The sequence below is a fragment of the Gilliamella sp. LMG 34359 genome, from assembly GCF_984569085.1.
Genome location: NZ_OZ474906.1, coordinates 3,053,885 through 3,069,270, shown reverse-complemented (window position 1 = coordinate 3,069,270; position 15,386 = coordinate 3,053,885). Strand labels below are relative to the sequence as shown.

The following is a 15,386-nucleotide window of genomic DNA, read 5'->3' as shown; positions in this document are numbered from 1 at the left end:
TACTTCTAGTTAATACTTCTAAACTAATATTAGGAAACTTAATGCTTTTATAAAAGCTATCCATACGAAAAAATTAATATGGCGCATGGATAGCTATTAAATCTAATTATCTATATAAATTCACATAAACGGTTTGTATAGTATCGGCAGGGTTAGCTGATACTTCTTTTACATAGTAGAAATGGGCATCGTTAGCGATAGCATATTTTTGTGCAGCAGCGCTAATTTCGCTAGTGTTGTTAAATGTGCCATGGAACACGATAGTTTCATAAGGTTGCATTATTTTGAAAGCATCGTCGGTGATTTCATAAGCATCTTGGCCGGCTATTGCTTTGGAAATAATAACATCACGAACCGATGCATCTTTTTGGTATAAAGCAACGTCAATATCTTGCTCACGATTTTTTACATCATTAGGCATAATTGAATAAACATAAAATGCATAGGCATTTTTTTCGGTAGCGATTTTGCTTGCTGCATCCATAATTTCAGCAGTGTTATTGTAATCACCTCGGAATTTAACGACCGCAAATGGTAAATAATAAAGCGCTTTAGAACGTGGATAAAGCACAATACCGTTATGGGTCACTTCTTTTTGGCTTACAGCAATAGGTGCATTTGATTTATAGATATCAGCATAAACAACTGCCCGATCAGTTGTCGTACCTGTAGATGGTTGTTCAATACCTGTTATATGGTAATATTTAGCTCCAGCTTCATCAGCAGCTTTAGATATATCATCTGCTGCATTTTGTGCTTGCAAGTAGCTACCAGTTACAGAAATTTCTTTAAAAGGGATTAGGTATTGACTTTCGTCAGCGGTTAAAGGTAGTGCTGCATAAATATTGGCAACAGGTAAAGATAATAGTAAAGCTAATGCAATAGATGATTTATTAAAACGTTTCATAATAATGTCCTTTGTATTTATGTTATAAAAATTAAAAAACAATTTGTAACGCTTAAACTAAGTTTGTAATGCTTATACTGTGAGGGTTTGCATGAGAGTAGAGAAAACGAAAAACGCTCTCGATATCAATCTGTTACTAATTTTTTTCAAACAGCTAAATAAAACAGTGTGGAAAAGGTGGAAATGAAAAATAACCGTTTAATAGTATATATTAATCAAATTATTTGTGTAGATATCGATCTACTTTTTTGTTAAAAAAATATATTTAAGCATTTTATGCTAAAAATTTTTCAAAATTATCAAAGATTTTTTTCAATAAATTCATGCATTAACGCTAAATATCATCATTAATTGTGCTGATAAAGTTGTTAATAATTTGCGCAGTTAATCCCCAAATAACAAAATCATTATAGTGATAAAAATGGATCTTATGTTCCGATCTTTTTTGCCAATTTGCTGTTTGATTTGGTACTAGATCAAAGGGAAAATCATTATCAGGTTTAAACCCAACAAACATGGTTGCTTGTTTTGGTGGATGCTTAATAAACCAGGCAATCGGTACGGTAAATACCGATTCAACTTCGTCATGGTTGATTAGCAAATTATCCAATTTATCTAATTGATCAATTTTTGCTACAAAAGGATAAATTTTCATAGCAAATGACGCAATAAATTTAGGTAATTGTCCTAAAATGGTTATTTGATCAATCGCGATTCCTAATTCTTCGAAAGTTTCACGTTTAGCGGTATATTCGGGACTGATATCAGATGGTTCAACTCGTCCTCCAGGAAAACATATATCACCTGGTTGCCATTTAAGTTTTTTCGAACGTATTTGAAAAAGCAGGTGTAATTGTTTTTCAACCTCGATAATAGGTATTAAAACAGCAGCTTTATTTATCAATTGAAATTGGTTTTTGGTATTTTTCAAAGATTGTGATATTTTTTCTACAGTGATCATAATATTTATTTCGTTTTATTTTTAAATTTACATTCTTTTTACGTTATAATAAAAAATTATTGGAGAAATTGTTCGTCAATAGTACACCTTTTTCACCTGAATTATGCTATGCAATACGATATTAATAACATAAAGAAAGAACTTGATGATCTTGCAGTATTAAAACACGATCGAGCTCAAAGTGGTATGTCTTCGGCATTTCATCGTGTTTTTTCATTATTGCCAGTTTTATTTCATTTTCATCATCCTGCTCTACCAGGTTATGTTAGTGAAGATACGCCATTAGGTATTGCATATTATCAACCACCCAAAGAAATTATTGATCAATTAAAAAAAGACTTTGATTTTAATCACGCAAATAACATAAATTACGCGGATATTTCTGCTTTATATTCTATGGGGAGTACTTGTTCGATTGGGCAATCTACCACATCGGATCTTGATATATGGATCTGTATTGAAAATAATTTATCTACAACTCAAAAACAAGCATTAACCAAAAAGTGCCGATTGATTGAAGTTTGGGCTGAAGAATTAGGGGTAAAACTGACGTTATTTGTTGTTGATGTCGACCGATTCATCAATCAACACCATGAATGTTTAATGGGTGAAAACTGTGGCTCTGCACAGCACATATTACTGCTTGAAGAGTTTTATCGTTCAGCCAATCTTTTAGCTGGTAAACGATTATTATGGTTTGCTGTTCCCTCTGATTTTACGGTCAATAATGTCACTTATCCAACCTATGAAAAATGTGTCCAAGCATTAGTGGTATCTAATATCATCAAACGTGAAGAATGGATCGATTTTGGACCATTAACCGGTTTATCTGCCGAAGAGTATTTTGGCGCAAGTCTGTGGCAACTCTATAAAAGTATTGATTCACCATTCAAAGCTGTATTAAAAACACTATTACTTGAAGCTTATTCATCAATCTATCCAAAGAATAGGCCTATTGCATTTGAGATGCGAGAATGTATTCAAAAAGGTGAAATACATGCGCATAATTATCTCGATTCTTACTCGATGTTATTAGATCGAATTTCCAATTATTTGATAGAGATTAGAGATTTTCAGCGCCTCGAATTGGTCAGGCATTGCTTTTACTTAAAAGTGAATGAAAAATTATCTCACAACTGTGATTTACCATCATGGCGACGTGCAGTGTTAAATGAATTTGTGCAACAATGGGGATGGCATGAATCATTATTAGCAAAATTAGATGCTAGTAAAACATGGAAAATAGAGCAAGTTCGTGAAATACACGAAATATTGCTTCATACCATGATGACCGGATATCGTAATCTACTTAATTTTGGACGGCGCAACAATCTAGATTCCCTCATTAGTCCGCAAGATTTAGCGATATTAACTCGCAAATTATATGCATCTTTTGAAGTTTTACCGGGTAAAATCTCCACATTAAAATTGAGTATTTCCGATAATTTACAAGAAGATGTCTTGACCTTTATTCATGTTAAAGAAGATCGAATTAATCGAGCTGGTTGGTATGTTTATAACCAGAGTCCTACATTAAATTCGATCGTTGGGCATCAATATTTAGAATACAGTAAATATTTAGTCAAATTAGTTGGATGGTGTTACTTTAATGGGTTGATTTCCGATTCAACCCAATTTCATTATTATGATGGTGATGACCGAGATAATCAAAAAATCACTAAATTGATTAAAGATCTTAAAGATTATTTTCCAATTGAAGTTCCTTCAGCTACTGAAGAGCAGTTATATGGGCCATGTGAAATACGTCATTTAGCTATCATATTGAATTTAGAAAACGATCCAACAATCAATTTAGAATTAGAAGATGAGATCAGCACCAATGTTTTAAATTATGGTAAACAAGAATTAAGCTTAGTTAGTTCAATTGATTTGCTTTACCGAAATTCATGGAATGAAATTCGAGTGTTACATTTTAGTGGTAGTCTCTGTGTACTCGAAGCCATAAAAGCTTTACTTAATCGCATGCATAAAGATGCTGATTTACCCAATTCGGTTGAGATTTTTTGTTATAGTAATCAGCTCAGCAATGAAATTAAAAGCCAGATGAAGAAGCTGATGTATGATTGTGTAGATTTACGCTTATCTACGACAAAAAATAATTTTACCCAAGTTAAACCATTAAGAATTGATGGGGCGTCATGGTATCTATTTTTTGAGCGATTTGGTGTTTCATACCATCAGTTTGAGAGTGCCATTGATTTTTATGGTGCAGTATCCAATAATAAAGTCCAAGGTAGACCTCTCAATATTTTAGATGAAAGTAATGAATTACCTAAAGAAATAGATAGTGTCGCTTATGAAGGTATTATTCAATTCTTTTTTGAAGACACGGTAAATGGATTTGATTTATATATTTTAAACGAGCATAATCAGATCGAAATTTACCGTAATTGTAACGGCACCAAAGAAAACATGGTCAAAGATATTAATGACTTCTATGTATTATCTGATGACCGCTTTACCTTTACTACCAGTAGTTCTGTTAATTTTAATTTACCACAATTCTATCAAATCACTTATAATGATTCGGGTAAACGCGAAATATTTTTACTCAATTAGGTTAATTAACAGGCTTATTAAAAAATTGAGAAACGAGCTTTTTAGTATATAACGTAATAAAAAATTAAATAATTAGCTTAAAAAATAAATTTTCTATTAAAATAATGGGAACTTTTTTTAAATTTATGAATCTAACTATTAGAGTGCACAATTTTGGGCCACACTAATAGTGTTAACATAATGAGGAATGGCCTTTAATGGGGGAGCAAATAACAGACCAAGTTTTAGTTGAACGCGTTTTAAACGGAGATAAAAATGCGTTTAATTTATTAGTGGTTCGTTATCAAAATAAGCTCGCTCATTTGGTATCACGTTATGTTTTACCTTCTGAAATCCCAGATGTTGTGCAAGAAACCTTTATAAAAGCTTATCGTTCATTAAGCTCTTTCAAAGGTGAAAGTATTTTTTATACTTGGTTGTATCGAATAGCGGTTAATACAGCAAAGAATTATTTAACTTCGCAAGGTAGACGACCACCTTCTTCAGATATAGATGCCAGTGAAGCTGAAGGTTACGAAGGTGCTGACTCATTAAGAGATGTTGATAATCCAGAAAGTTTAGTACTTTCTAAAGAAGTTGAAAAAGTGGTATTTGACGCAATTGAAGCATTACCTGATGATTTAAGAACGGCCATCACCTTACGCGAAATTGATGGCCTAAGTTATGAGGAAATAGCCGAAATTATGGGTACACCAGTTGGAACAGTGAGATCGCGGATTTTTAGAGCCCGTGATGCTATTGATGAAAAAATAAAACCATTAATCAATTAACGCTCTGAATAAATTAAAATAAGTAGCAAAAAATTAAGGTATCTACTATGCAAATAGAACAGAAACAGCAACTTTCATTATTAATGGATGGTGAGTCTACTAATGATCACTTCATTGATATGGTTAGCCATGATGAAAGTTTGCAATCCTGCTGGCATCGATATCACATCGTGAGAGAAGCAATGCGGGGAGAATTGCACGCTAGTTCATTAACATTAGATATTAGTAATCAAGTTGCTATGGCAATCGCGGATGATGATTTGTATCCACAACTAACCAAGCAACCATCACAAGAAGAGATTTCAATTCCCAAAGCTGAAAATCTGTTTTGGCTGCGAGCTAAAGACGTTATGGCTAAAGTTAGCCAAGTTGGACTTGCTGCTTGTGTCACTTTAGCCATTATTGCTGGGGTTCAATATCATCAAGGTCAATCTGATGATGCTAGTGGAGTTCCAACACTTAATACTGTACCTATGGGGGTTAATGTTGCCCCAGTTGGTGGAATACAACAACATAACGATCAGCAATTACTTGAAAAAAGACAATATGATAAAATTCGATTGCTGGTTCAAGATTATGAATTACAAAAAAGGTTGAATGCCCGTTAAATAAATATGAATTTTTTATTTTCTTTAATAAATTATAAGTCAAAACAGAGTAACAATTTTATTATTACTCTGTTTTTTATATTGTTTTCTATATTGTTTTCTACATCAGCGATAGCGGCTGAAACAAATGAAGCATTAAATTTATTAAATAAAATGGGTAAAGCAGTGCAAACCAGTGATTATCAAATTCACTTTCTATCTCAAGATCGAGACCAATTTGCTACAACTTTCGAATATAATCACCTAGGCGCCGCCAAAAAAGAAAATATTAATGCACAACTGCTTTATCTTGAAGGACCGGCAAAAGAGATCATATTACATAACAATACTACCAGTTATTTTCAACCGGATAGCCCTTCATTTTCAATTGCGAGTTCTCGTATAACTGAGGCTTTTCCTGACGTTGTCTATAATGATTTTAACTCGTTAGCAAGTATTTATGACTTTATTTTATTAGGTAAAACTAGGACAGCCAATCGTAGTGTCCAATTAGTTAAAGTAATAGCTAAAGATAGAGATCGTTATAGTTATGTTATCTGGATCGACGATGAAAATTTCCTACCATTGCGAATAGATTTAGTTGATGATGATAATGACATTGTTAATCAATTAAAAGTGTTAGATATTGATGCTAGTTTTGATGCCAAAAAATTTAAAAATTATATTGATAACCGAACCTATCCAATTCTATTATCAATCGAGAAACAGAATAATTTACTTGATGCTTGGCGTTTAGCATGGTTGCCAAAAGGATTTAAAGAGATTGCCGCCTATAATGTCAATTTTTATAGTTCTGATATAGCGACCAAACTGTTTTCTGATGGTGTATTTTCTTTTACGGTAAATGTCTCTTTAGAGCAGGCAAGCCAATCAAATCAACTTATTCAGCAAGGTGGACGCACAATATTTTCGACTAATCTGGGTAACAAAAACATTATCATTATTGGTAATTTACCCGAAGCCACGATTGAAAGAATTGCGCAAAATATTGTTGAGAAATCACCGGAAACCTCTCGATAACACTATGCTTACTGACTATTAATGTGTAGAATGTTTGCTTCTATTTTCGTGATTATTTGACTTGTTATTTATAGCCAATAACATTAACGATAATTAACAATACATAACTAAAATATAACTTATTGATATGAATAAAAATATTCGCAATTTTTCAATTATTGCCCATATTGACCATGGTAAATCAACGCTTTCTGATCGTATTATCCAAATCTGTGGTGGACTTTCTGATCGCGAAATGGAAGCACAAGTTCTAGACTCAATGGATCTAGAACGTGAACGTGGTATTACAATTAAAGCACAAAGTGTTACTTTAGATTATCATGCTAAAGATGGCCAAACATATCAGCTTAATTTCATTGATACACCTGGGCATGTTGACTTTTCCTATGAAGTATCTCGCTCACTTGCCGCATGTGAAGGAGCGTTACTGGTAGTTGATGCCGGACAAGGTGTTGAAGCTCAAACTCTTGCTAACTGTTATACCGCACTTGATATGAATCTTGAGGTCGTACCGGTACTCAATAAAATAGACTTACCGGCAGCTGAACCTGAAAGAGTGGCTGAAGAGATTGAAGACATTGTTGGGATCGATGCTAGCAATGCAGTAAGATGCTCGGCTAAAACTGGGGTTGGCGTGGTTGATGTACTTGAACAACTGGTTCATGATATCCCTGCACCAGAAGGGGATTCTAATGCACCACTGCAAGCACTAATTATTGATTCATGGTTTGATAACTATTTAGGCGTGGTATCACTAATTCGTATCAAAAATGGTGAGTTAAATAAAGGTGACAAAATCAAAGTTATGAGTACCGGCATGACTTATAATGTTGATCGTTTAGGCATCTTTACGCCAAAGCAAGTTGATAAAGAGTGTTTACATTGTGGTGAAGTAGGTTGGGTGGTTTGTGCAATTAAAGATATTTTAGGTGCACCTGTAGGTGATACATTAACATCAGCTAGAACGCCTGCAGATAAAGCCTTACCTGGCTTTAAAAAAGTGAAACCACAAGTCTATGCTGGATTATTTCCAACTAGTTCTGATGATTATGAAGCATTTCGTGATGCATTAGGTAAATTAAGCCTTAATGACGCTTCTCTCTTTTATGAGCCTGAGAATTCTGGTGCATTAGGATTTGGTTTCCGTTGTGGTTTTCTTGGCTTATTGCATATGGAAATCATCCAAGAGCGATTAGAAAGAGAGTATGATCTTGATCTAATTACTACTGCACCAACGGTAGTTTATGAAGTTTTAACTACACAAAATGAAATTATCTATGTTGATAGCCCAGCAAAATTACCGGCAGTCAATAACATTCAAGAACTGCGTGAACCAATTGCTGAATGTAACATATTGGTCCCACAAACCTATTTAGGTAATGTAATTACTTTATGTGCTGAAAAACGCGGTGTGCAAATTAATATGGTTTATCATGGCAATCAAGTAGCATTAACTTATGAGATTCCAATGACTGAAGTTGTTTTGGACTTCTTCGATAAACTAAAATCAACTTCGCGCGGATATGCTTCACTAGATTACAGTTTTAAACGTTTCCAAGTTGCTGACATGGTAAGACTTGATGTATTAATTAACGGTGAGCGGGTTGATGCGTTAGCGCTTATCACCCATAGAGATAATGCACCTTATCGTGGTCGAGAACTGGTTGATAAGATGAAAGATCTTATTCCGCGTCAGCAGTTTGATATCGCTATTCAAGCCGCAATTGGCAATCATATTATAGCGCGTTCAACCGTAAAACAACTGCGTAAAAACGTCTTAGCCAAATGTTATGGCGGTGATGTTAGTCGTAAAAAGAAACTTTTACAGAAGCAAAAAGAGGGTAAAAAACGCATGAAGCAAGTAGGTAATGTTGAATTACCTCAAGAAGCGTTTTTAGCTATTTTGCATGTAGGTAAAGATTAATTCGTTAAAGAGGAAAAAAAATGGCTGGAATGTTTGCCATCATATTAACATTTGCAACATTTATTACGGCTATCTTCTGGTTTCTGGAAAAATTCCGCTGGAAACCAGCTAGACAACGTAAAGTTGAAGAAGTGCGTAAAGCCCATAATGGTGAGGTAGATGGTCGAATACTTGCTGAGGTTGGAAAACCCAAAGGCTGGGTAGAGAGCATATCATCATTCTTTCCTGTTTTATTTGTGGTATTTGTTATTCGTTCATTTATTTATGAACCATTTCAAATTCCATCAGGGTCAATGATGCAAACCTTATTAATTGGTGATTTTATTGCTGTGGAAAAATTTGCTTATGGCTTAAGAAACCCTATTAATAATAAAGTATTAATTGCAACCGGTACACCAAAGAGAGGTGATGTTGCTGTTTTTAAACACCCTAACATACCGCAAATGGATTTAATTAAACGTGTGGTGGGTTTGCCTGGTGATAAGATTGTTTATTTGGTTAATGAAAAGAAAATAGTTATTTATCCTGCGTGTAAAACAACTGATAGTAATTGTGTTGGTCAACGAACTGAACAATTAGATTTGCACTACACACAACCGCAGCCAAGCAATTGGAAACAAGTACACGAAAAAGATAAATCTGCGCCGATTTTCTATACGCTTGAACAATATAAAGATAAAGGTATTGTAGATTCGCAAAATAGAATTACGTTAGATATAAAAATCCAACAAGAGACACTAGGTGATAAACCGCACGACATCTTAACAACGCAAGGTATAACCGAAGATCCAACTTACTTTTATCATCAAAAGGGTCAACCAGTAGCAACTTGGGTAGTACCAGAAGGTAACTACTTTATGATGGGTGATAATCGTGATAATAGTGGTGATAGTCGATATTTTGGTTTTGTACCTGAAGAAAACTTTGTTGGTCGAGCAACAGCTATTTGGGTTAGCTTTGAAAAACAACCTGATGAATGGCCAACAGGGGTTCGATTTAGCCGAATAGGTGGAATCCACTAACTGCGATGACTATGAAAAATTTGAATCAAATACAAAAAGCTATTGGTTATCAATTTAAAGATATAACTTTACTTCAATTAGCACTGACTCATCGCAGTGCTAATAAGATGCATAATGAACGTCTTGAATTTTTAGGGGACTCGATTTTAAGTTTTGTTATTGCTGATGAACTTTATCATCGATTCCTCAAGCAAGATGAAGGTGACCTTAGCCAAATGCGAGCCAGTCTAGTTTGTGGTCAGACCCTTGCCGAAATGGGTAAAGAATTCAAACTCGGAGATTATTTAATATTAGGTCAAGGTGAATTGAAAAGTGGTGGTTTTCGTCGGGAGTCAATTATCTCCGATGCGGTTGAAGCTATCATTGGTGCTATTTATCTGGACAGTAATATAGAAAATATCCGTCGCTTAATCTTATCTTGGTATCAAACACGCCTAAATAAAATTCAACCAGGTATTAAGCAAAAAGATGCTAAAACGCGATTACAGGAATATTTACAAGGTATACGACATGAAAGACCTTGTTATTTAATTCTTGAAGTTACGGGTGATAATCATGAACAAGAGTTTTTGATTCAATGTAAAATTGAAAATGACGATCACCAATATTTAGGGCGAGGTTTAAGCCGTCGTAAGGCTGAACAAGCCGCAGCTCAAGAAGCACTAAACCAATTAGGTATAAAATGACAGAATCAAAACAACATTGTGGATTTGTTGCGATAGTTGGCAGACCAAATGTCGGCAAATCAACATTATTAAACCAATTACTTGGGCAAAAAGTATCTATCACTTCACGTAAGGCACAAACCACTCGCCACCGTATTGTCGGGATTGATACCCAAGGTGACGATCAAATTATCTACATTGATACACCAGGCTTACATATTGAAGAAAAAAGAGCTATCAATCGCTTAATGAACCGTGCTGCTAGCAGTTCAATTGGTGATGTTGAATTGGTTATCTTTGTTGTCGAAGGTACGCACTGGAATGAAGATGATGAGATGGTTGCTGGTAAACTTAAGGATTGTAAAGCACCTATATTATTAGTGATCAACAAAATTGACAATGTAACTGATAAAACCCAATTACTACCTCACATCCAAGAAATTAGTCAAAAAATTAATTTCCTAGATGTGGTGCCAATTAGTGCCGAAAAAGGTGAAGGCGTTGACATTATCAAAGATATTGTTAAAAAACATTTACCGGTTGGTCAACACCATTTTCCAGAAGATTATATTACTGATCGCTCACAACGCTTTATGGCATCAGAGATCATCCGTGAAAAATTAATGCGCTTTTTAGGCGATGAATTACCTTACTCTGTCACGGTTGAAATTGAGCAATTCAAAGTTGACGAACGTTCCGGCATGTATCGCATCAACGGTTTAATCCTAGTTGAACGCGATGGACAAAAGAAAATGGTTATTGGTAACAAAGGTGAAAAAATCAAAAAAATCGGCATTGAAGCTCGCAAAGATATGCAACTCTTTTTTGATAACAAAGTCCATCTCGAATTATGGGTAAAAGTCAAAGCGGGTTGGGCTGATGATGAAAGAGCACTGCGTAGCTTAGGTTATAGTGACGATTAATTGCTACATTTAATCCTAAAAATGGAAAATCAGGTATCAGAAGATACCTGATTTTTTTAATCCTCATAATCCTTTCAAGAGATTAATAAACTCGACTGCTGAAACCAAAATATTTATATTTATTTCAAATAATCAATCATATATAAACCTACGTATAAATTACACTTATGCTTTTAATAAAAAAAGCAAAAGAAATTAGTGTAAATTAACAGCATGAATAATGTGATATATCTCTCATATTAAATTAGCAAGCTAATTATTCCATATTAATAACAAGATTATCCATATATATAAATAATATGTTTAATTATCATAAAAAATAGTAGCTAATTTAAAAAAAAGAGAGATATAAACTATGGACAAAATTTATTATGGGGTTGCTTACTATCGAGAATATTTACCAGAAGAGAGAATAGATAAAGATATTAAATTGATGCTAGATGCAGGAATAAACTATGTTCGTATCGCAGAAAGTACTTGGAAAAACAAGAAGGTGTTTTTGATTTTAGCACTATTCTTGTTGTACTCGATAAGATGTATGAAAATAACATTGATGTAATTATAGGCACTCCTACTTATGCTATTCCCGCTTGGCTTGAAAAAAAATATCCAGAAGTCATGGCTATAACGCCAAATGGTCGAAATAAATATGGTCATCGTCAAAAAATGGACATTACCCATCCAGCTTATCTATTTTATGCTGAACGTCTTATAAGAAAATTAATGCAAGCCGTAGCTAATCATCCTGCCGTTATTGGATTTCAGATTGATAATGAAACTAAATATTATGATGTCTGTGGAGATAATATACAAATAGATTTCGTTAAGTATTTGAAAGAAAAATTTGCAGGTGATTTATTAAAATTAAATCATGAGTTTGGTTTAGATTATTGGAGTAATAGAGTTGATGCATGGGAAGATTTTCCATCAACAGTTGGCACAATAAATGCTAGTTTAGGTGCTGAGTTTCAAAAATTTCAGCGCAAATTAGTAAAAAATTTTTTGCAATGGCAAGCTAATATTATTAATGAATATAAATCAGAAAAACAATTTTTGACTCATAATTTTGATTTTGAATGGCGAACATGGTCGTATGGTATTCAATCTGAAGTAAATCATTTTGATGTATCTGAAATTTTAGATATAACTGGTGTTGATATTTACCATCCAAGTCAAGATCAGTTAACTGGTATTGAAATTGCATTTTCAGGAGATGTAGCTCGTAGCACCAAGAAAAAAAATTACTTTGTATTAGAAACACAAGCTCAAGCATTCAAAAACTGGACTCCTTATCCCGGTCAGTTACGTTTACAAGCGTATAGCCATATTGCTAGTGGCGCAAGCTTAATTGGTTATTGGCACTGGCATTCAATTCATAACTCATTTGAAACCTATTGGAAAGGAATTTTAAGTCATGATTTACAGCCGAATCCAATCTATAAAGAAGCTTCTATTGTAGGTAATGAGTTAAAGATTTTATCAAAACATTTACGTGAATTAAAAAAATATAATCGAGTAGCAATTATTGTAAGTAATGAGTGTTTAACCGCTATTGATTGGCATCCTTGGCATGGTCATCAATTTAATAGGGATTCATTACATCAATATAACGATATTTTTCGTGCTTATTACGATACCTTATATAAAATGAACATAGAGGTAGATATTCTTTCAATTGATGATGACTCTATATTTAATTACGATCTTCTAATAATCCCACTTCTTTATAGTGTTAGTGACCTTAAATTAGAACAACTTAATAATTATGTTCTAAATGGCGGAAATGTAATTTATTCATTTAAATCTGGTTTTGCAAATGAAAATATGAAAGTTAGAACTGTTGTTCAACCCGGAATTATTTCAAAAGCTTGCGGGATTTCATATCAACTATTTGTTGAACCTAATAATGTAAGTTTAATATCTGACGAGATCGATCTGACCACTTGTGATTGCCAGATAAATGATTGGATGGAGCTGATTGAGCCAGATGTTAATACAAAAATTTTAGCCAAGTATCAACATCCATATTGGGGAAAATATGCAGCAGTTACCAGTAATCGGTATGGGCGCGGTTCTGCTACTTATATAGGTTGTAATATAAGTACTTCCGTACTACAAAAAATTTATGAATATATTTTTAATCAGGAAAAATTGGCAGATCTTAAATGCCAAGATAGTTTTCCATTAGTCATTAAAAATGGCATCAATCATAAAAATGAAAAAATTAGATTTTACTTTAATTATTCTTCTAACCCTATAAATGTTTGTTTTACTGAAACAGGAGGTCGTAATTTACTAACTGGTTCAGTTTTAAAATATAACGACAAATTTATATTGAAAGATTGGGATTTGGCTATTATTTTGTTGGGGAATAATCATGAATAGTTTTATAAATAATTCTGATATCGATTCAGAAAAAATTAAATTCAAGGAAAGATTTTCTTTTGGTCTAGGCGATTATGGTACAAATTTAACTTATACTTTAATGGTAACCTTTTTGGCATATTTTTATACTGAGGTTGTCGGTGTTTCTGCCATTCTAGTCGGCTCTTTGATGTTTTTCGCTCGCGTTATAGATGGTATTTTATGTGTTTTTGTTGGGATAAAAATTGATAAAACAAATACTAAATATGGCAAGGCAAGACCATGGGTTCTATTTACAGCTATTCCTTTTGGATTATCTGCATTTTTAATGTCAACAATTCCAGAAGCGAGTGATAATGTAAAAATATGGTATGTATGCATAACGTATTTATTAGCTAATATTTTATTTACTGCAAACAATATTGCTTATGGCTCATTACTTGCTCTTATTACAAGAAGTCTTTATGAAAGAGGTGTTTTAAGTGTATTTAGAAATGGACTTTCTACGTTAGGATCTCTAACTGTTGGGGTGTTTACTCTGCCCATTGTTGGATATTTCGGCAATACTAAAGTTTCTTGGATAATTTTATTTGCTATCTTTGGTTTCTTTACTGCAGTTTGTTTAATTATAACTGGATTAAATGTTAGAGAACGAATTAAGCCAATCAAAGAAGATAACGATAGCAATATAAAATTTGAGCAAGTTTTAAAAGCTATGCTAAAAAACAAATATTGGATTATGATATTTTTCTATTTGTTTATAACTTTTACCAGTTTAACTGCACTTTCAACGGTAAGTGTTTACTATTCAAAATATATTTTAGATGATGTTTACTATATGTCTTATATAAGTATGGCTCAATATATTCCTAGTTTATTGACCCTACTTATCATTCCATTTCTTCTTCGTCATTTAGGTAAAAGAAATCTTGCATTATTTGGGCTTATTGTTTGTTGTATTGCTTGTTTAATTCCGTTAATTGAAAAACAAAATGCGCTATATATCATTATATCTACAGTTGTTCGAAGTATTGGTTTTTGTGGCGTTGGTGCAACTATGTTCGCTTTTTTAGCGGATACTATTGATTATGGTGAATGGATAACCAAATTAAGAATTCAAGGCATTTTATTTAGTGCAGGAACATTAGGTCAGACATTAGGTATGGGTATGGGTACCGCTAGTATTGGTTGGATACTAGGCGCTTTTGGATTTATTAGTGGTGGTGATGTACAGCAAACAAATGGAGTTCTATCTGTGATAGAATTTTTATTTATCTACTTTCCTTTAATTCTCGCGTTAATCAATATCGCTATTTTGTGTTTTTATAAACTTGAATCAATCTATAGTGAAGTTGAACGGGATTTATCTAATGGTAAATTTAAAAGTGAGGAACTCTAATATTAATATACTGTAATAATTAATATCGAATTTTTAAGCCCAAATGTCTAAATAGTCATTTGGGCTTAATATTAATATAGATAAATTAGTTTAGAAAATAAATTATTCATAAAACTGAATGATCCTAACGATTGTTATCTAAAACTAAAATAAAAATTTCAATGAATTGCTAGCTAGATTTAACAATTGTTATTTTATGATATGGTTATTATCAAAATAGTTAGTGTTTTATTTATTTTAAAT

Annotated in this window: 11 protein-coding genes and 1 pseudogene; 10 read left to right on the top strand and 2 right to left on the bottom strand. The window is 33.1% G+C overall.

Annotated elements, in window-relative coordinates; genetic code table 11:
* Positions 1 to 106 precede the first annotated feature (106 nt).
* Positions 107 to 907 (bottom strand): YdgH/BhsA/McbA-like domain containing protein, encoded by an 801-nt coding sequence (locus AC5LXV_RS14015; RefSeq protein ID WP_493466823.1) that lies wholly within the window; start codon positions 905 to 907, stop codon positions 107 to 109.
* A 334-nt stretch (positions 908 to 1,241) separates the two neighbouring features.
* Positions 1,242 to 1,868: an NUDIX hydrolase gene (locus AC5LXV_RS14010; protein WP_493466822.1), complete on the bottom strand. Its 627-nt coding sequence runs from the start codon at positions 1,866 to 1,868 to the stop codon at positions 1,242 to 1,244.
* Positions 1,869 to 1,976: 108 nt separating this feature from the next.
* Here AC5LXV_RS14010 and AC5LXV_RS14005 point away from each other — a divergent pair, with 108 nt between their 5' ends.
* The 10 genes and pseudogenes from AC5LXV_RS14005 to AC5LXV_RS13960 all read left to right on the top strand — a co-directional run bounded on the left by AC5LXV_RS14005 (position 1,977) and on the right by AC5LXV_RS13960 (position 15,143).
* Positions 1,977 to 4,448: a class I adenylate cyclase gene (locus AC5LXV_RS14005; RefSeq protein WP_493466821.1), complete on the top strand. Its 2,472-nt coding sequence runs from the start codon at positions 1,977 to 1,979 to the stop codon at positions 4,446 to 4,448.
* A gap of 197 nt (positions 4,449 to 4,645) precedes the next feature.
* Positions 4,646 to 5,218, top strand: a complete 573-nt coding sequence (gene rpoE / locus AC5LXV_RS14000; protein ID WP_110432862.1) for an RNA polymerase sigma factor RpoE — start codon at positions 4,646 to 4,648, stop codon at positions 5,216 to 5,218.
* A gap of 47 nt (positions 5,219 to 5,265) precedes the next feature.
* Positions 5,266 to 5,826 carry an RseA family anti-sigma factor gene (locus AC5LXV_RS13995; RefSeq protein WP_493466820.1) on the top strand — a complete coding sequence of 187 codons (561 nt, stop codon included), beginning with the start codon at positions 5,266 to 5,268 and terminating at the stop codon, positions 5,824 to 5,826.
* Positions 5,827 to 5,919: 93 nt separating this feature from the next.
* Positions 5,920 to 6,846: a MucB/RseB C-terminal domain-containing protein gene (locus AC5LXV_RS13990; protein ID WP_493466819.1), complete on the top strand. Its 927-nt coding sequence runs from the start codon at positions 5,920 to 5,922 to the stop codon at positions 6,844 to 6,846.
* 127 nt (positions 6,847 to 6,973) lie between these two features.
* Entirely contained in the window at positions 6,974 to 8,770 is a 1,797-nt protein-coding gene (gene lepA / locus AC5LXV_RS13985) for a translation elongation factor 4 (protein ID WP_493466818.1), read from the top strand.
* A 20-nt stretch (positions 8,771 to 8,790) separates the two neighbouring features.
* Positions 8,791 to 9,792 carry a signal peptidase I gene (gene lepB, locus AC5LXV_RS13980; protein WP_110432866.1) on the top strand — a complete coding sequence of 334 codons (1,002 nt, stop codon included), beginning with the start codon at positions 8,791 to 8,793 and terminating at the stop codon, positions 9,790 to 9,792.
* A gap of 11 nt (positions 9,793 to 9,803) precedes the next feature.
* Complete coding sequence (gene rnc, locus AC5LXV_RS13975; protein WP_493466817.1) at positions 9,804 to 10,478, top strand: ribonuclease III; 675 nt, start codon at positions 9,804 to 9,806, stop codon at positions 10,476 to 10,478.
* The gene (era, locus tag AC5LXV_RS13970) at positions 10,475 to 11,380 is read left to right on the top strand and encodes a GTPase Era (protein WP_493466816.1); all 906 of its coding nucleotides are present in this window, start codon (positions 10,475 to 10,477) and stop codon (positions 11,378 to 11,380) included. The genes rnc and era overlap by 4 nt, the downstream gene beginning before the upstream one ends.
* Positions 11,381 to 11,735: 355 nt before the next feature.
* A pseudogene (locus AC5LXV_RS13965) lies at positions 11,736 to 13,765 on the top strand (beta-galactosidase).
* Positions 13,758 to 15,143, top strand: a complete 1,386-nt coding sequence (locus AC5LXV_RS13960; RefSeq protein ID WP_493466815.1) for an MFS transporter — start codon at positions 13,758 to 13,760, stop codon at positions 15,141 to 15,143. The pseudogene AC5LXV_RS13965 and the gene AC5LXV_RS13960 overlap by 8 nt, the downstream one beginning before the upstream one ends.
* Positions 15,144 to 15,386 lie beyond the last annotated feature (243 nt).